We start from the raw sequence: 18,100 nt of genomic DNA, 5'->3' as shown, positions 1-18,100 counted from the left end.
CTCTTTCGCCTTACAAGCGCCGGATTTAGCACTCCGCTCAGAACGCTGCCAAACTGTTGCATTTTTGCCGAAATTCCGGCTAAACCCTTATTTTCGCTTCATGGCTTCGGCAAGTGCTGCACCGAATGCACCCTGGCTTTCGGCTTTCTGCGCCGCCGGCCGGCGCTCGTTCTGCGGCCGGGAACCCTGACTTCCGCGAGAATCACCACGCGGCGGCGGCGCTGAAGAGCCGTCATCACGTTTCATCGAGAGAGCGATGCGCTTGCGCTTGGCATCGACTTCAACAACACGCACCTTGACGACATCGCCGGCCTTGACGACCTCGTGAGGGTCCTTGACGAAACGATCGGCAAGCTGGGACACGTGCACCAGACCATCCTGGTGCACGCCGATATCGACGAAGGCGCCGAAGGCGGCGACGTTGGTCACCGTGCCTTCGAGCACCATGCCGGGCTTCAGGTCGGAAATTTCGTTGACTCCCTCGGCAAAGGTCGCGGTCTTGAAGCTCGGACGCGGGTCGCGGCCGGGCTTTTCCAGCTCTGCGATAATGTCCCTGACCGTCGGCAGACCGAATTTCTCGTCGATAAACTGGCGCGGATCGACCGATTTCAACACGGCGCTATCGCCCATCAGCGCGCGCAGATCACGGCCGCAGGCGGCAACGATCTTCTTGGCGACGCCATAGGCCTCCGGGTGGACCGAGGAGGAGTCGAGCGGCTCCTTGCCGTTGGGGATGCGCAGGAAGCCGGCGCATTGCTCGAAGGTGCGGCCGCCGAGGCGTGCGACCTTCAGCAGATCCTTTCGCGTCTCGAAACGGCCCTCGCTGTCGCGATGGCGGACGATGGCATCGGCGATCGACGGGCCGAGGCCGGAGACGCGCGAGAGCAGCGGCGCTGACGCCGTGTTGAGATCGACACCGACGGCATTCACCGCATCTTCCACCACGGCATCGAGCGAACGCGACAGCTTCTGCTGGTCGACGTCATGCTGATACTGGCCGACGCCGATCGACTTCGGCTCGATCTTGACCAGTTCGGCCAGCGGGTCCTGCAGGCGCCGCGCGATGGAGACGGCGCCGCGCAGCGACACGTCGAGATCGGGAAACTCAGCCGCTGCCGTCGCCGAGGCGGAATAGACCGAGGCGCCGGCTTCCGAGACGATGACCTTGGTCGGCTTCGGCGCCGGCAACTCGGCCAGCATGTCGGCCACCAGCTTTTCGGTTTCGCGGCTGCCGGTGCCGTTGCCGATCGAGATCAGCTCGACATTATGCTTGCGGATCAGCGATGCGAGTTCGACCTGGGCGCCACGCACGTCGTTCCTCGGCTGGAAGGGATAGACGGTCGATGTCGCCACCACCTTGCCGGTGCCGTCGACGACGGCGACCTTGACGCCGGTGCGGATGCCGGGATCGAGACCCATCGTCGCGCGCGAGCCGGCGGGCGCTGCCAAAAGCAGGTCCTTGAGATTGCGGGCGAAGACATGGATCGCCTCCTCTTCGGCCCTTTCGCGCAGTTCCCGCATCAGGTCGAGCGAGAGCGACATGGAAAGCTTGACGCGCCAGGTCCAGCTTGCGACCTCCATCAGCCAGCGGTCGCCGGGACGGCTCGTACCGATCTCGTAGGCCGCCACGATCATGCGTTCGACCGGCTTGTTCGGAGAAGTCGTCTCGGCGTCGGCCTCGATCGTCAGCGTCAGCACCTCCTCGTTCCAGCCGCGCAGCATGGCGAGCGCGCGGTGGCCGGGGGCGGTCGCCCAGCGTTCGGAATGGTCGAAATAGTCGGAAAACTTCTCGCCCGTCGCCTGCTTGCCGTCGACGACTTTCGCCTTCAGCAGCGAGGCCTGGCGCATATGGGCGCGCAGCTTGCCGAGCAGGTCGGCATTTTCGGCAATGCCTTCGGCGATGATGTCGCGCGCGCCTTCCAGCGCCGTCTTCACATCGGGCACATCAGCTGTGATGAAGCCTTCGGCCAACGCCGCCGGTTCCCTGGCGCGGTCGGCAAGGATCGTCTCGGCGAGCGGGCCGAGGCCGCGTTCGCGGGCGATTTCGGCCCGCGTGCGGCGCTTCGGCTTGTAGGGCAGGTAGAGATCTTCCAGCTCGGCCTTGGTTTCGGCGCCTGCGACCTTCACCATCAGCTCGTCGGTCATCTTGCCCTGGCCGGTAATCGATTCGACGATCGCGTCGCGCCGGGCTTCGAGTTCGCGCAGATACACCAGCCGCTCGGCGAGATTGCGCAGCTGCGTATCATCCAGCCCACCCGTCACTTCCTTGCGGTAACGGGCGATGAAGGGCACGGTTGCGCCCTCGTCGAGCAGCTCGATGGCGGCTTTGGCCTGTTCGGGCCGGGCGTTGATTTCGGCGGAGATGCGGACTGCGAGAAAACGGAGGTCTGCGGCCATGAGATTTCCTGTTTCGTCAGAGGTGGCGGGACCATAGCGGCGAAAAGCGGCAAGGCAATGTTGGAGTTTACGGCCGAACGCCGATCCACAGGATAAGCAGGCCGGAAAGACGGCGATTTTGCGGTTGTGCAGATGCGCCATTCTTTGCTAGCAGAAGCAACGTTTTGACCCGGCGCCTATGCCATCCCTCCCCTGTCGCGGGAGGCAAGGAAATTCGACATGCCAAACCTTCTTCTCGAACTCCGCTCCGAAGAGATTCCGGCCCGCATGCAGCGCAAGGCTGCCGGCGACCTGAAGAAGCTCGTCACCGATGCGCTTGTCGAAGCGGGTCTGTCCTACGAGGGCGCACGCGAATACTGGACGCCGCGGCGGCTTGCGCTCGACATCCATGGCCTGACGGCACGCTCCGCCGATGTGCGCGAGGAACGCAAGGGACCGCGCACCGACGCCAACGAGAAGGCGATTGAAGGCTTTTTGCGCGGCGCCGGGCTTTCCTCGGTTTCCGAGGCGCAGGTGGTGAGCGATCCGAAGAAGGGCGATTTCTACGTCGCGGTCATCTCCAAGCCCGGCCGCGCGACGGAAGAGATTGTCAGCGATATTATGCCCGGCATCATCCGCGATTTTCCCTGGCCGAAATCGATGCGCTGGGGCAAGGCCTCGTCGAAGCCCGGCGCCCTGCGCTGGGTGCGGCCGCTGCAGTCGATCGTCTGTACCTTCGGCCCGGAGCATGAAGAGACTACCGTCATCCCCTTCGAGATCGACGGCATCACCGCTTCCAACATCACCTACGGCCATCGCTTCCATGCGCCCGAGGCGATCACCGTGCGGCGCTTCGACGATTATGCGGCGAACCTGGAAAAGGCGAAGGTCATCCTCGACGCCGAGCGACGCAAGGACATCATCCTGCACGATGCCCGCGACATCGCCTTTGCCAACGGGCTGGAGCTGGTGGAAGACGAAGGTCTGCTGGAAGAAGTCTCCGGCCTCGTCGAATTGCCGCAGGTGCTGATGGGCAGTTTCGAGGAGGATTATCTCTCGATCCCCTCCGAAATCATCCGGCTGACGATCAAGACCAACCAGAAATGTTTCGTGACGCGCGCGAGCGGCAGCGAGACGCTGTCGAACAAGTTCATCCTCGTCTCCAACATCCAGGCAAGCGACGGCGGCAAGGAAATCGTCCACGGCAACGGCAAGGTGGTGCGGGCAAGGCTTTCCGATGCGCTGCATTTCTGGAAGCGCGACCAGGGCAATCTGCCGGATCTCGATACGCTCACGGCTTCGGCGGCAAAGTTCGGCCTCGACATCAACAAGCCGCTCGACCAGCGCATGGCCAAGCTCGATGCGCTCAATGTGACCTTCCATGCCAAGCTCGGCACGCAGGGCGCACGCGTCGCCCGCATCCGCACGCTGGCCAAGGAATTGGCTGATATCACCGGCGCCGACGCGGCTCTCATCGATCGCGCCGCCGTGCTCGCCAAGGCCGATCTGCGCACCGAAGCCGTCGGCGAATTCCCGGAGCTGCAGGGCTTGATGGGCCGCAAATATGCAGTGCTGCAGGGCGAGAATGCCTCCGTTGCCGCAGCGATCGAGGACCACTACAAGCCCCAGGGTCCGTCGGACCGCGTGCCGGAGGACAGAGTGGCGATCACCATCGCCCTTGCCGACAAGCTCGATACGCTGATCGGCTTCTGGGGGATCGACGAAAAGCCGACCGGGTCGAAGGATCCGTTTGCGCTGCGCCGCGCTGCACTCGGTGTCGTCAGGATCCTGCTCGAGCGAAGGATCCGCCTGCCGCTGATGGCAACGACCAGGGATGGCGACCTGCTCTCCTTCTTCCACGACCGTCTCAAGGTCTATCTGCGCGACCAGGGCGCCCGCCACGATCTGATCGACGCCGTGCTGACGCCTGATGCCGACGACCTGTTGATAGTGGCGCGCCGCGTCGAAGCGCTGACGGCCTTCATCACCTCGGAAGACGGCAAGAACCTGCTTGCCGGCACCAAACGCGCGACGCAGCTGCTCGCCGCCGAGGAAAAGAAGGGCACCGTGATCGCCGACGGCGTTTCGCCAGCGCTTCTGAAGCTCGATGCCGAGAAGGAGCTCTTCACCGCAATCTCCAGCGCCTCGAAGGATGCCTCGGACGCCGTTGCCGGTGAGGATTTCCGCTCGGCGATGGAAGCGCTCTCCAAGCTGCGCGGCTCGGTCGACCGCTTCTTCGAAGAGGTACTCGTCAACGACGAGGACGCCGCCATCCGCGCCAACCGCCTCGCCCTGCTGCGGCTGATCCGCGAAGCGACGGGAACGGTTGCGGATTTCTCGAAGATTTCGGGGTGATGTTCGTCCGCCATCGGCGGTCTGGCATTGCCGCCGCCGTGGCGTTATTCATGCAGACATGCAGAGCAAGATTCTCGTCAGCGCCTGTCTCATGGGCCACGCCGTTCGGTATGACGGGCGGGCGAAGCCGTTGCTTCACCCGGCGATCGAGCGTTGGCGGGCCGAGGGCCGGCTGGTGACGATCTGTCCCGAGATGTCGGCAGGCATGACGGTGCCGCGGCCGCCCGCGGAGATCGCAGAGGCGGCAACCGGCGAAGAGGTGCTGGCCGGCAAGGCGCGGGTTGTCGAGCTGACGGGCGCCGATGTGACAGAAGAATTCCTGCAGGCTGCCAAGAATGCCGTGACGCTCGCACTGCAAGCCGGCTGCCATTATGCGCTGCTCATCGACGGCAGCCCGTCCTGCGGGTCCGGTTTCATTTATGACGGCACGTTTTCCGGCCGTAAGCAGACCGGCAACGGCGTGACGGCGGCGGCGCTGAAGGCAGCCGGCGTCGAAGTGTTTTCCGATCACGAAATCGAGCAATTGATCGACCGTATCGCGGAATAGGGGTCCAAATTGCACGGCCGCCGGAGAACCGACGGCCGCTAAGAATTTGGTGATAAAAAACGCTTTTGTCCCGCGCCGTTTATGCGGCGCGGCGACCCCGATGCATGGCCGGGGCAGCGCTTTCGCCACTGACGCGGAAGCCGCGGATAAGGTCGATCAGCTCGTCGGTATCGGTGGCGAGCGTCTCTGCCGATGCCGTGGTCTCTTCGGCCATGGCGGCATTCTGCTGGGTGGCGGCATCGAGCTGGTTCATCGACGAGGAGATCGAGCGCAGCGTCGTATCCTGTTCGGAGGCGCTGTGGGCAATCTTGGCGACGATCTCGTTGGCGGCCTTGATCTGGTCGGAGATCCGCTTCAGCGCCTCGCCTGCCTCGCCGACCAGACGGACGCCGTGGTCGACCTGGCTGGAGGAGCGGGCGATCTGATCCTTGATCTCCTTGGCCGCAGCGGCGGAGCGCTGGGCAAGCTCACGGACTTCCTGGGCGACAACCGCAAAACCCTTGCCGCTTTCACCGGCGCGCGCTGCCTCGACGCCGGCATTCAGCGCCAGCAGATTGGTCTGGAAGGCGATCTCGTCGATGACGCCGATGATCTTGGTGATCTCCGACGACGACTTCTCGATGCCGCTCATCGCCTCGATCGCCTGGGTGACGATCGCATCGCTGTGGGTCGCCTCGGTGCTGACCGAGTGAACACGCTTGCTGGCTTCATGGGCGCCATCGGCGGTCTGGCGGACGGCGACGGTGAGTTCGTCGAGTGCGGCTGAGGTTTCTTCCAGGCTGGCGGCCTGGCGCTCGGTGCGCTGCGACAGTTCGTTCGAAGCGCGGCGGATCTCTTCCTTGCTGGTGCCGATATCGGTGCCCTTGGCGCTGACCTTGGCCATGGCGGCTTCGAGATGCGACAGCGCATCGTTGAAGTTATCGCGAAGGGCGGCGTATTTCTGGCCGAGATCGGCGCAGCGGACGGTGAGATCGCCGCGGGCGATCATCTCCAGCGCCTGGCCGATCGTCGTCACCACCCGCGCCTGCAGCGTTGCTTCGTCCTGCTGCTGGCGCAGATTGTTTTCGCGCTCGCTTTCCAGCGCCAGCTGTTGGGCCGCCTCGCGATCGGACATCGCATGGCGTTCCCTGATCTTTTCCTGCAGCGACTGCGTCGCCTTGGCCATCATGCCCACTTCATTGTTCATGCCGATATGCGGGATGGCGATCGAAACATCCTCTTCGGCGACAGCCTTCAGAGCGGCATGGACGTTGTTGAGAGGTCCCGATATGCCGCGGATGACGAAGTAGGCGGCGGCCATGGCAAGGAAGAACAGGACGATGCTGCCGGACAGTGCAGTCAGGATCGTGCTGTTTATCTGCGCATCGAGATCGTCCATATAGACGCCGGTGACGACGACGACCTTCCAGGGTTCGAAGGCCTGCCCATAGGCCGTCTTGCGGTAATCGCCGGCCGGCTGGCCCGGCTTGCTGGTGGAATAATATTCAACGAGACCACCGCCCTGCTGCCCGAGCTTAACCAGCTCTTCGCGATAGAGCTTGCCCTTGCTGTCCGGCTGAGCCTTCAGGTTCTGCCCGACTTTCGCAGCATCGTAGTGGAACATCATCTGGACGTCGTAGCTATAGCCGAAGAAATAGCCGTCCGGATCGTATTTCATCCCGTTGACGGTGGTGTAGGCCTGCTTCTGGGCATCCTCCAGCGTCATTTCGCCTGATGTGACCTTGGCCTGGTAAAGTTTGAGAACGGAGACCGCCGACTGCACCTCGGCGCGCAGCATGTCGTAACGCTCCTTGTAGATCGCATCGACCGAGGAGCGGATCTGCAGGGAGGTGGCGATCGCAAAGGCGATCATCAGGCCGACGACCAGCAATATGAGCTGCTTCGATATCTTCAAATTTTTCATGACGCCTCGCAACGGGAATGGATGGCTGCATTCCGGTGCGGTTTTCTACCGCCTGTGCGAGCGCGCCAAAAAGAGGACGCGTCTACCGCTGCTAAAACAAACATGCTGCGACCGGGTAAGGAACAATTGATGCTCACCCTATAAAAAAGCTTTAACTTTATTGTTCGCGGCGCGAGTTTTCCTAAAAATCGAGGGGTAATTTACAAAGCAAAACCGCCGGATCTCAGCATATCAAAACAAGAATGCACCCTCGCTGCTCATCGAGGGTGCATTCGGTCCACCGGTGGTGGAACCCCAATCGATCGAAACCTTGATCAGGCAGGGGCAGGGAATTTTGGTTTTAAAGCGCCGCGTACTTTTGCGCGACATGCTTTAGAAACGCAGCTTGAATTCGGAAACGTTAAGGGCTGCCGGTAGTTCCGCCATGCCGGCGGCAACGGGCTTGGCGTCGCCGCCGATGACAGCCGCCGTCGTCGCATTCATGTCGATTCCGTCTGCAGGCGGGGCGGAAGGCGCCGCGGCAAGCATCGCTTCCGGGGTCGCCTTGCTGACGAAGACGACGGGCGAGCCGCCCATCCAGCCTTCGGTGCGATAGATCTTCTTTTCGCCGCCGACATCGCGGATTTCACTCGCCTGGAGGACGCCGGGCTTCAACTCCGGCACCGTATAGTCCTTCTTGGTGAGCTCCGCTTGGAGCGGCGGGCAATGGGCGCAGCTTTCGGTGACGATGCTGCCTTCAGCGGACGGCGCAGTCTTGCCGACCACCTCTATCGAGGACGCCATTGCTGAGCCTGCCATCAGCAGGACTGCCGCACCGAGGAAAATCTGACGCATCAAAGTTACTCCGTCTCATCTTGGGAGCAAATTAGCGCAGCTTTGTTTCCATCCCGTCAGGGGAAAGGGTAAAAATTTAAAGAACGAGCCGGTTTATGCTCATTCCGAGCCGGTTTCGCGGTCGATCGCCCGCCAGCCGATGTCGCGCCGGCAGAAGCCGTTTTCCCATCTCACCCTATCGAGCAGCGTATAGGCGCGGTCCTTGGCCTCGGCGACCGTGCCGCCTGACGCGGTAACATTCAGCACACGGCCGCCGGTCGCAACCAATGCCCCGTCCTTCAGAGCCGTACCGGCATGAAACACCTTCTCACCCTCGCCTGCGTCGGGCAGGGAGAGGATCGGTGTATTCTTCTCGTAGGCGCCGGGATAACCCTTCGAGGCCATGACCACCGTCAGTGCCGGATCGTCGCTCCATTCGGCCTTGACCTGATCGAGCGTGCCGTTGGCGGTGGCGAGCAGCAGCGGCAGGAGATCGCTCTTCAACCGCATCATCAGCACCTGGCATTCGGGATCGCCGAAGCGGACATTGTATTCGATCAGCTCCGGCCCCTTCCTGGTGATCATCAGCCCGGCGAAAAAGACACCGGAGAAGGGATGGCCGCTCTCGGCCATGCCGCGCATCGTCGGTTCGATGATCTCTTTCATGGTGCGCTCGACCATTTCGGCGGTCATCACAGGCGCCGGCGAATAGGCGCCCATGCCGCCGGTATTGACGCCGGTATCACCCTCGCCCACCCGCTTGTGATCCTGCGCGGTTGCGAGCGGCAGCGCATGTTTGCCATCGCAGAGACAGAAGAAGCTCGCCTCCTCGCCATCGAGATAGGCTTCGACGACGACTTCAGCGCCGGCAGCGCCAAAGGCGCCTTGGAAGCAGTCGTCGACGGCGGCCAAAGCTTCATCGAGCGTCATCGCAACCGTCACGCCCTTGCCGGCGGCAAGACCGTCGGCCTTGACGACGATCGGCACGCCCTCGGCGCGGATATAGGCTTTCGCCTTCGGTCCATTGTTGAAGCGCTGGTAGGCGCCTGTCGGAATATCGTAGCGGGCGCAGATATCCTTGGTGAAGCCCTTGGAACCCTCGAGCTGGGCGGCGGCAGCGGAAGGACCGAAAACCGCCAGGCCATCGGCGCGCAGCCGGTCGGCGAGGCCGGCAACCAGCGGCGCCTCCGGGCCGACGACGACGAAATCGATCGCCTTGTCCTTGCAGAAGGCCGCGACCGCTTCCTGATCCTCGATATTCAAGGGCACGAGGATGGCATGTTCGGCAATGCCGGGATTGCCGGGCGCGGCATAGAATTCGCTCATCAACGGCGATTGCGCCAGCTTCCAGGCGAGCGCATGCTCGCGTCCGCCCGATCCGATCAACAGAACCTTCATGCGCCACCCTTTCCTTTTCTGTCTGGCGGTTAAGGGCCGGGGGCCGAAAGGTCAAGCGGGAAAGCTTACCAGCCCCCGCCTCCCCCACCTCCGCCACCGCCGCCGGACGAGCCGCCGCCGGAAAAACCGGAGGATGAGCTCGACGGCGGCGGCGAAGGTATCGTCGACGCGATGGTCGAGGCCATCGAAGAGGAAAAGCCGCCTATGCGATCGGAGAAGCTGCCACTGTTGAAGTTGCCGGAATACCAGGCGGGCGCATAGGCGGCAGCCGCGCCGGCAGCAGCTGCCGCAAGCCAGGTTTCGAAGGTGCGCGACCAGGGCTTTTCGACGCCGAGCGCCACCGCATAGGGCAACAGCGTCTCGAAATGCCGCGGCGACATATCAGGGGCGCCAGCCGTGTTCATCCGGTCTTTCTCGGCAAGCGTCAGATACTGGCGCAGGCCGTCTATGCCGTCCATCATCTTGGCGCCGAGCGGGGTCGGCGCACCCATGATGAAGACATAGAGGACGTTGAGCAACACGATGCCGCCGATGGCAAAGAGCATCGGCGTTTCGTGCAGTTCCACCAGCGACGAGGCAAACGTCAGGACCACGATCGCAAGCATGCTGACGCCGACGAAAACGCCGATCGCGGTGGCCACAAGGGCGACGATCTTGCCGAACAGCGATCTGCCGCGATGAAGCGACCGGACGAAGCCGGCGATGAAAACGGCAATGAAGACCGAGATGGCAATCGGGATCAGCAACAGCGCGATCGTGTCGGGCTCCAACGATCCGAAGACGAACAACGCCACCAGGGCCGCGGCGCTGAGCGCGATGCCGCCTGCGGTATAGGCCAGGTTGGAATTGTAATATTTGCCGCGATGCTCCTTCTCGATCGCCGAGCGGAAGGCCTGGCCGACGGATTTCACCCGCTCGCCATTGGCCTTGTCGATCGTCAGGGACGAGCCGGCACCGCCGGCAACCTTCAGCAGTTCGATTTCGCCGGCCTGGAATTTCTCCTTGCCGAGCGGTTTGCCGGTGCCTTGGATAACGATCGAATTCTTCAGGTCTTCGAGCTTGACGTAACCGCGGACGGCAAGGTTGAGGGCGGTGGCGGACAGCGCCGTCCAGCCCTGACCGGAGAAGCCCTTATTGTCGATGTAGTTGACCAGCGCCGGCGAGATACCATCAGGCGCGTCCCAGCGCGGCACGACGACGCCACGGGCGGGATCACGGCCGACCTTCAGCCAGGAGCGGGTGTAGTAAGCGAAAACGAGGATCAGGCCGCCGAAGCCGATGAAATAATTGCGGTTGTCCTTCAGCCACCATGTGCTTTCCATATCCGCGCTCGGCGGATCGATCGAACCCTTCGGCATGCGGATCGCAAAGGTCAGGCCTTCGTGGGCATCAAGCGGCGCGATGGTGGAAAAGACCAGGCCGGCGCCGGTTTCGCTGACGCGGGCATTCTTTCCCGTCGCGCCCTCAGGGCCGGTGAAGAAGGTCGTCTCCGTCGCACCGACGCCGGGCGGCAGCTTCACCGTCGCCGTGATCGACCGGATCGGGAAGATCCAGCCATTGCCGGTGACATTCCAATAGAGTTCGTCGCGATCGTCGAAATAGCGGATCTGGCGATTGGTCCTGTAAGTGAAGACATATCGATGACGGCCCGGCGTCACCGTCACATCGGCAGAACCGGCATAGATGCGGATGCCGCGTGATATCGATTCGGTGTGCCAGGGTTCTTCCTCGCCATCGCGCTTGACCGAGACCATATCGAAATCGACGCTGCGGCGACGGCCGTCGGCGTCGGTGAAATAGAGCGGGAAGTCACGGAAGATGCCGTGGTTGATCTGGTCGCCCTCGGCATTGACGGTGATCGTCTCCGTCACCGACATCGCGCCGCTCTTGTCGAGCGCGATATCGGAGGCGAAACTGTCGATCACCTCGGCGGCAAACGCCACTGGGGCGGTCAGCATCAACAGCAGCGCCAAGCAAAGACCGAAAAACCGACGCCCCATCCCTGTCTCCCCGCCGGCAGCCTCGGCTGCCTGTTTCGTCAATCTTTGTCCTGATAGGTCACGCCGAGTGCGGCCAGCGTCCGCCAGTAGGCGGGGAAGGTCTTGCCGACGCAATCGGGATCGAGAATGGTGATGCCGTCGATCTTCAGCCCGGCGAGAGCGAAACTCATGGCGATGCGATGGTCGGCGAAGCTATCGATCTCCGCCGGCAGATGCCTGCCCGCAAGTGCGGGATCGGACTCGACGATCAAATCATCGCCCTCTTCGCGGGCAAGACCTGACACAATGCGGTTGAGGCCGGTCGAGAGCGCTCGGATGCGGTCGCATTCCTTGACGCGCAGGTTGGCGATGCCGACGAAGCGAACCGGCGTCTCGTTGAAGGCGGCAAGCACGGCAAGGGTCGGAACGGCATCCTGCATCTGCGAGCCGTCGATCTCCGCCGGCAGATGCGGGAATTTGGCGATGATGTCATAGGCGCGCGCATCGGGCTGCGAGAAGGTATCGGAGGGAACACCGAGATCGATCGCGCCGCCTGTGAGGACTTCGGCGGCCCAGAGATAGGTCGCGGCCGAGGCATCCGGCTCGACGATAAAGTCGGCAGCGCGGTAGCCGGTCGGCTCGACGCGCCAGGTGACCGGGCTGGTCTTCTCGACCTTGGCGCCGAAGGCCTTCATCGCCGCCGTGGTCAGATCGATATAGCCGAGCGCGCCGATATCCTCGCCGACGAGTTCGATATCAACCGGCCGGTCGCCGCCGGCCGCCATCATCAGCAGCGCCGAGACATACTGGCTGGACAGGCCGCCATCGATGCGGATGCGGTCGGCCTGGAAGCGGCCGGTGCCCTTGACGGTGACCGGCGGGCAGCCGGTTTCGGCGGTGACGTCGATGCCGAGCGCGCGCATCGCCTCGACCAGCGGGCCGATCGGACGCTTGCGCATATGCTCGTCGCCATCGACGATGACGGTGCCGTCGACCAAAGCCGCAGCCGCTGTCAGGAAGCGTGTCGCCGTGCCGGCATTGCCGAGGAAGAGCGGCGTTTTCGGCGGCAGCAGCCTGCCGCTGCCGGTGACGACGAAGGTCGTGTCGTCGGGCTCGTCGATCGCAACACCCATGGCGCGCAGCGCTTCGGCCATATAACGCGTATCGTCGCTCTTCAGCGCCCCGGTCAGCCGGCTCGTGCCCTTCGCAAGGCCGGCGAGCAAAAGCGCGCGATTGGTGATCGACTTGGAGCCCGGCGGCATGGCGCGGCCCGAAAGCGGCCTGCCCGGCGGGGTGATCGTCAGTTTGGCTGTGCATGTCATGCTGTTCGTCCGTCCGTGGGGCGAGCCTTATCGGCCGCAGTCTGCCCCTGCTCTTAATCGCTTTTTCGCAAAGGCAAAATGCCGGATCGTCAGAATTTCACGGTGGGGACGGCGCGATCGGCCTCGTTGGTGATTTCGAAATATTCCCGCTTGGCAAAACCGAACTGACCGGCAACGAGATTGGACGGGAAGCTTTCGACCTTGACGTTCAGGTCGCGGGCAGCACCGTTGTAATAACGCCGTGCCATCTGCAGCTCGCCTTCCATGGTTTCCAGCGAGGCCTGCAGCTCGGCAAAGTTCTCGTTGGCCTTGAGATCGGGATAGGCTTCGGCAAGCGCGATGACGCGGCCAAGCGCCTGGCCGAGCAGCCCTTCCGCCTGTGCCCTGCCCGCAACATCGCCTGATGGCACGGCCTGCGCCTTGTTGCGGAGCTCAACCACCTCCTCGAGCGTCGACTTTTCATGGGCGGCATAGCCCTTGACCGTCTCGATCAGGTTCGGGATCAGATCGGCGCGGCGCTTCAACTGCACATCGATGCCCGACCAGGCCTCTTCCGCCATCTGCCGCGCGCGAACCAGGCCGTTGTAGATGAAGACGAGATAAAGCGCGACCAGAACGATGACGCCAAGCGCAATATACATCGCGAACCCCCCGCAGCGAAGTAAAGTTGAGGCGGAGACTAAGCGGTTTTGCCGGCTGCCGTCAAACGCCGATATCCGTGAGGATTCGGGGTGCCCGACCAGCCGTTTATATGGACGATACGGCTGGCGAGCTGTTGCGTTATGCCGCTTCTTTGCCCAGGTTGACGCCGCCGGCGTCGGTCAGCAGGAAGGCTTCGCCACAGGCCTTGGCGAGGGTGCGCACGCGCAGGATGTAGCTCTGGCGCTCGGTGACCGAGATGACGCCGCGGGCGTCCAGCAGGTTGAAGACGTGGCTGGCCTTGATGCACTGGTCATAGGCCGGGAAGACGCATTTGTGCAGGCGCTGATTGGCGTTGTCGCCGGGGGCGCCGGCGTCGAGCAGCGCCCGGCATTCCTTCTCGGCATCGACGAAATGGCGATGCAGCATCTCGGTGTTGGCGAATTCGAAATTATGGCGCGAATATTCCTGTTCGGCCTGCAGGAAGACATCGCCATAGCTGATCTTCTCGTCGCCGTCGCGGCCGTTGAAGTTCAGATCATAGACATTGTCGACGCCCTGGACATACATGGCGAGGCGTTCGAGTCCATAGGTCAGTTCGCCTGATACCGGCGAGCATTCGATGCCGCAGACCTGCTGGAAATAGGTGAACTGCGAGACTTCCATGCCGTCGCACCAGCACTCCCAGCCGAGGCCCCAGGCGCCGAGCGTCGGGCTTTCCCAGTCGTCCTCGACGAAGCGGATGTCGTGCAGCAGCGGATCGAGACCGATCGCCGCCAGCGAGCCGAGATAAAGCTCCTGCAGGTTGGGCGGGTTCGGCTTCAGGATGACCTGGTACTGGTAATAATGCTGCAGCCGGTTAGGGTTTTCGCCATAGCGGCCGTCGGACGGGCGCCGCGACGGCTGGACATAGGCCGCCTTCCACGGTTTCGGGCCGAGGGCGCGCAGCGTGGTGGCCGGGTGGAAGGTGCCAGCGCCGACTTCCATGTCATAGGGCTGCAGCACCGCGCAACCCTTGTCCGCCCAGTAGTTATGCAGGGTCAGGATCAGCGCCTGGAAGGAGCGCTTCGGGTTCATATGGTCTGGGATAGCTGACATCGAACGGCACCGATTGCTTGGGATTTATCGGCGCGACAGGTGCCATGGAGGGCGGCGGGGGTCAAGACGTTTGCGGCGGACAGCCGGCGAAAGCCGATATGGAAGAGGACTTAGCCGCCCCTCCCCTAACCCTTGTGGCGGCGTGCAGCGGGGAATACCCCGGAATTATGCAGCAAATGCCACCAACGACCGCTTTCTGCCTGGCCCCTAGCGGTCGCTTCTCTCGATAGTCGAGCGTCTACATTGGGGATAGCAGTCACTTGCTGAATCCCGTCACCTTCACGTCCACCCTTGACGTCTTTAGGACAATCGTCCTAAAGAGCTTTGTAGGGCAATTGCCCTACGCGGTGAGCGATGGCGATGGAGAACCGGGCACTTGGGGGCAGCGACCACACGACTGCAGATTGTTGAGGCTGCAGACAGGCTTTTTTATGAGCGGGGATTCGAGGCGACGTCCTTCGCCGACATTGCGGCAGTCGTCGGACTTTCGCGAGGCAATTTCTACTATCACTTCAAGACGAAAGACGAGATTCTCGATGGGGTGATCGCCCAGCGTCTGTCAAAGACCAAGGCGATGCTAGATGCGTGGGAGGCTGGGGCTGAAGCCCCCGGCGAACGGATCAGAAGCTTCATCCACATGCTCATCATGAACCAGACAAAGATCATGGCCTTTGGCTGCCCAGTCGGCACGCTTTGCAACGAACTCGCCAAACTCGACCACACTGCCAAGGACGAGGCGACCAAGCTTTTCACTCTGTTTCGCAATTGGCTTTCGCGCCAGTTTGCCGCACTTGGCCGTGAGACCGATGCCGACGCGCTTGCCATGCACATCCTGATGCGAAGCCAGGGCGTCGCCGCACTCGCGACCGCCTTCCGCGACGAAGCCTTCGTCCGCCGTGAAGTCGACGATATGTGCCTATGGTTGGCAGTGCAGCGACCCAATCTATCCGATCATCCCGAATCCGTTTCCATCCAGAATTACTGAAGGAGGCCCTGTATGTTCGTCGTTACACTTAAATTCTCCGCCAACAAGGCCCGAGCCTCCGCCCTTATGGAAGGGCATAATGCCTGGATCAAACAGGGCTTTGACGATGGTATCTTCCTCCTTACCGGAAGCCTTCAGCAAAGTGCGGGCGGAGCGGTTCTCGCCCACAACACATCCCGCGCCGATCTCGAAATGCGGCTCCAGCAAGATCCTTTCGTTGTGGGGGGTGTCGTAAGCGCAGACATTCTTGAAATTGCACCGGGCCACACCGACGACCGCTTGGCCTTTCTTAGGGCGTGAGAAAGTGAGCGCGACGATCTTCGGCCCGGATGGGCAGCCGCGTTGCCGCTGGTGCGCAGCCGCTCCGGAGTTCATGCCCTATCACGACACCGAGTGGGGCTTCCCGGTAGATGATGATCACCGTTTATTTGAGAAGCTCTGCCTCGAAGGCTTCCAGTCCGGTTTGAGCTGGCGCACTATCCTGTCCAAGCGCGAGAATTTTCGGGCTGCCTTTCTCGGTTTCGACTTTGACCGCATCGCGCAATTCACGGAGGCCGACATTATGCGCCTGCTCCGGGACGATGGCATCGTGCGCCATCGCGGTAAGATCGCGGCGGTCATAAACAACGCGCAGCGTGCCCAGGAACTAGTGAAGCAGGAGGGGTCGCTCGCCGCCTATGTCTGGCGCTTCGAACCGAAGGCGACAGAGCTTGCTGCTCCGCAGACTGCATCCACCTCAGCCGCGTCCATCGCCATGTCGAAAGACCTGAAGAAGCGCGGCTGGTCATTTGTCGGCCCCACCACAGTCTATGCTTTCATGCAGGCAATGGGACTGATCAATGATCACGCCGAAGGCTGCGTATTCCGAGACAGGGCCGAGGCGGCTAGAACAGGATGATTTCAGGCCGGGTCGGCCTGAAATCTGAATCCTGTTCTAAATTAAATGGTTAGAGCATGATGTCGTCCGAAAACCGCTCACACTTTTCGGCATCATGCTCTAGAGCTGCATTCCAGCGTTCCAGGGCCGCCAACCGGACTTAAACCTCGCCGGTATATTCACCTCGTGCCGGGTAGTCGTTTTTGATGACGAAATCCAAAGCTTGCACCATCTCGACGAAATTTGGTCGTGCGGTTGGCATGGATTGCACCGAGAGCCAATAGACCGTTTGATCCGGCTTGATCAGGAAGACCCCCGGCTCGGAAAACAGTTCGGGCTCCTCGATGCCGATTGAGGTTTTTCCGCGCGAGGATGAAATGTAGAGGCCCCATTGCCGTGCCACGCTTAAAGGCAGACCGAAGCCGATACGCAAGTGCTCAGCACCAATCTTATCGGCCATTTGCCGGGCGCGGTCTTCCCCGTCAGAGCTTATGGCGATTGTACTGACTCCGCGCTCGTCGAAGGATAGCGTCATCCGCTCCAGCTCCTTGAGATAGATTCCGCAGACCGGGCAGTGGAGACCACGGTAAAAGCACACGAGCGTCATAAGCGATGGCTTTTCGCGGGTGAGATCGAACTCTCCGTGCTGGAGGGTTTTGACGGTCAAATGAGGGGCCAGTGTTCTCGGGACTAACATCGATCAACTCCGCTTGTATGACGCTTCCGACGCCCAAGTTGACGTTGGTGTTTCAATATTCCATAGTCAGGGCCGTCAATGGTCCTGAAAGTATGATCAAGAATCCGAAAACCCTTCCGAAAGTGGATCGCCTCTCAGCCTTCTTCGACACGTTCGAGCTGAAAGCCTCGCTAGAACCGACGCGGGCCAACGACAGACAAGCGAGGCTATTTGTAATCGGCGAACCGGGGGGGCGTGCGGAAAAGATCATCCTTTGCCTGCGCGGCGACACGATCCCTGAACCGCCAGCTTCGGTAACAGCAACGGTCGATTTCGAGGGGGTACACAACCCGCTCTTGAACGCGCTGCCGGATCAAGTTCTGGTCGAAATCAACGACATTCCAACCCTTCGGGACACGACAGCCGCTTTCCTGGCGGAGGCCTTGGAATCCCGTTGCGGGCGCAGCGCGGCCCTCAACCGCCTCTGCGAAGTGATGGTTTTGCTTATTCTGCGGACAGCGATCGACCGCGGTGCAACCGGACCTGGCTTACTGGCAGGCCTGTCCCACCCCTCATTACACCGGACATTGGTCGCTATGCATGATGCTCCGACTCGCGCTTGGAACATCGAAGACCTTGCTGCGGAGGCCGGGATGTCACGAAGCCATTTTATGGCTCTTTTTCGCGACGTGGTTGGCACAACGCCCCAGGCTTACCTGACGGGATGGCGCTTGGTCATTGGCCGACGGAAGCTGTCCAAAGGGGCGACGGTGAAGACGGTGGCACGGCAAGTCGGCTTCGGCAGTGCCGCAGCATTCTCCCGCGCCTACTTTCGGAAATTTGGGGACTGGCCATCTCTCGGGAGGCAGGTTTCGATGCGGGCCACAGAACATGGATCGTAGCCTCCTCGAGCGACTGCTTTGGGTCATTCCAGCCGCTGATCGGAAATCTTCAACCGTCCGCTTCTGGGGCGCAAAGCTGCCAACACCGCATCGTTATCGGTTGGTGGCATCTGCCCCATAATTCCGGAATACCCCTCTGCCCTACCGATCTCCCCCCGAGTGGGGGAGATGTCCGGCAGGACAGAGGAGGGTTCCAAGCCCGCCCTACGCTGCGCACTGCGGAGCGGCAG

At 62.0% G+C, this 18,100-nt stretch carries 15 protein-coding genes; 6 read left to right on the top strand and 9 right to left on the bottom strand.

Features of this window, described 5'->3' with window-relative positions:
• Positions 1–87: 87 nt before the first annotated feature.
• Complete coding sequence (locus tag RWK44_RS23060) at positions 88–2,397, bottom strand: Tex family protein (protein ID WP_316029433.1); 2,310 nt, start codon at positions 2,395–2,397, stop codon at positions 88–90.
• 219 nt (positions 2,398–2,616) lie between these two features.
• Here RWK44_RS23060 and glyS point away from each other — a divergent pair, with 219 nt between their 5' ends.
• Positions 2,617–4,731, top strand: a complete 2,115-nt coding sequence (glyS, locus tag RWK44_RS23055) for a glycine--tRNA ligase subunit beta (RefSeq protein WP_316029432.1) — start codon at positions 2,617–2,619, stop codon at positions 4,729–4,731.
• Between the two features lie 58 nt (positions 4,732–4,789).
• Positions 4,790–5,278 (top strand): DUF523 domain-containing protein, encoded by a 489-nt coding sequence (locus tag RWK44_RS23050; RefSeq protein ID WP_316029431.1) that lies wholly within the window; start codon positions 4,790–4,792, stop codon positions 5,276–5,278.
• 79 nt (positions 5,279–5,357) lie between these two features.
• Here RWK44_RS23050 and RWK44_RS23045 read toward each other — a convergent pair whose 3' ends face one another.
• The 7 genes from RWK44_RS23045 to RWK44_RS23015 form a co-directional block, all read right to left on the bottom strand.
• A complete protein-coding gene (locus RWK44_RS23045; protein WP_316029430.1) occupies positions 5,358–7,181 on the bottom strand; it encodes a methyl-accepting chemotaxis protein in 1,824 nt (607 codons plus the stop codon).
• 372 nt (positions 7,182–7,553) lie between these two features.
• Positions 7,554–8,015 carry a plant virulence effector HPE1-like domain-containing protein gene (locus tag RWK44_RS23040; protein ID WP_316029429.1) on the bottom strand — a complete coding sequence of 154 codons (462 nt, stop codon included), beginning with the start codon at positions 8,013–8,015 and terminating at the stop codon, positions 7,554–7,556.
• Between the two features lie 99 nt (positions 8,016–8,114).
• The gene (gene purD / locus RWK44_RS23035; RefSeq protein WP_316029428.1) at positions 8,115–9,392 is read right to left on the bottom strand and encodes a phosphoribosylamine--glycine ligase; all 1,278 of its coding nucleotides are present in this window, start codon (positions 9,390–9,392) and stop codon (positions 8,115–8,117) included.
• A 65-nt stretch (positions 9,393–9,457) separates the two neighbouring features.
• The gene (locus tag RWK44_RS23030) at positions 9,458–11,392 is read right to left on the bottom strand and encodes a DUF2207 domain-containing protein (protein ID WP_316029452.1); all 1,935 of its coding nucleotides are present in this window, start codon (positions 11,390–11,392) and stop codon (positions 9,458–9,460) included.
• 38 nt (positions 11,393–11,430) lie between these two features.
• Positions 11,431–12,693, bottom strand: a complete 1,263-nt coding sequence (locus RWK44_RS23025; protein ID WP_316029427.1) for a 3-phosphoshikimate 1-carboxyvinyltransferase — start codon at positions 12,691–12,693, stop codon at positions 11,431–11,433.
• A gap of 89 nt (positions 12,694–12,782) precedes the next feature.
• On the bottom strand, positions 12,783–13,334 hold the full coding sequence (locus RWK44_RS23020) for a LemA family protein (RefSeq protein WP_168271484.1): 552 nt from the start codon (positions 13,332–13,334) through the stop codon (positions 12,783–12,785).
• Between the two features lie 139 nt (positions 13,335–13,473).
• Positions 13,474–14,430 carry a glycine--tRNA ligase subunit alpha gene (locus tag RWK44_RS23015; protein ID WP_132613313.1) on the bottom strand — a complete coding sequence of 319 codons (957 nt, stop codon included), beginning with the start codon at positions 14,428–14,430 and terminating at the stop codon, positions 13,474–13,476.
• Between the two features lie 376 nt (positions 14,431–14,806).
• Between RWK44_RS23015 and RWK44_RS23010 the strand changes: the two genes are divergently transcribed.
• The 3 genes from RWK44_RS23010 to RWK44_RS23000 are packed head-to-tail and all read left to right on the top strand — an operon-like array spanning position 14,807 to position 16,313.
• Positions 14,807–15,415, top strand: coding sequence for a TetR/AcrR family transcriptional regulator (locus RWK44_RS23010; protein WP_077976584.1), 609 nt, complete (start codon positions 14,807–14,809; stop codon positions 15,413–15,415).
• Between the two features lie 12 nt (positions 15,416–15,427).
• Positions 15,428–15,715, top strand: coding sequence for a YciI family protein (locus tag RWK44_RS23005; RefSeq protein ID WP_316029426.1), 288 nt, complete (start codon positions 15,428–15,430; stop codon positions 15,713–15,715).
• A gap of 4 nt (positions 15,716–15,719) precedes the next feature.
• Complete coding sequence (locus tag RWK44_RS23000; protein ID WP_020048691.1) at positions 15,720–16,313, top strand: DNA-3-methyladenine glycosylase I; 594 nt, start codon at positions 15,720–15,722, stop codon at positions 16,311–16,313.
• 139 nt (positions 16,314–16,452) lie between these two features.
• On the opposite strand, the gene RWK44_RS22995 is transcribed toward RWK44_RS23000, so the two are convergent.
• Positions 16,453–16,989: a peroxiredoxin-like family protein gene (locus RWK44_RS22995; protein ID WP_316029425.1), complete on the bottom strand. Its 537-nt coding sequence runs from the start codon at positions 16,987–16,989 to the stop codon at positions 16,453–16,455.
• 47 nt (positions 16,990–17,036) lie between these two features.
• Between RWK44_RS22995 and RWK44_RS22990 the strand changes: the two genes are divergently transcribed.
• Complete coding sequence (locus RWK44_RS22990; protein WP_312889420.1) at positions 17,037–17,870, top strand: AraC family transcriptional regulator; 834 nt, start codon at positions 17,037–17,039, stop codon at positions 17,868–17,870.
• Positions 17,871–18,100: the final 230 nt, after the last annotated feature.

This window comes from Rhizobium sp. 25PS6, from assembly GCF_032464655.1.
GTDB classification, from domain to species: Bacteria; Pseudomonadota; Alphaproteobacteria; order Rhizobiales; family Rhizobiaceae; genus Rhizobium; species Rhizobium laguerreae.
This window is presented reverse-complemented; position numbering and strand designations above follow the sequence as displayed.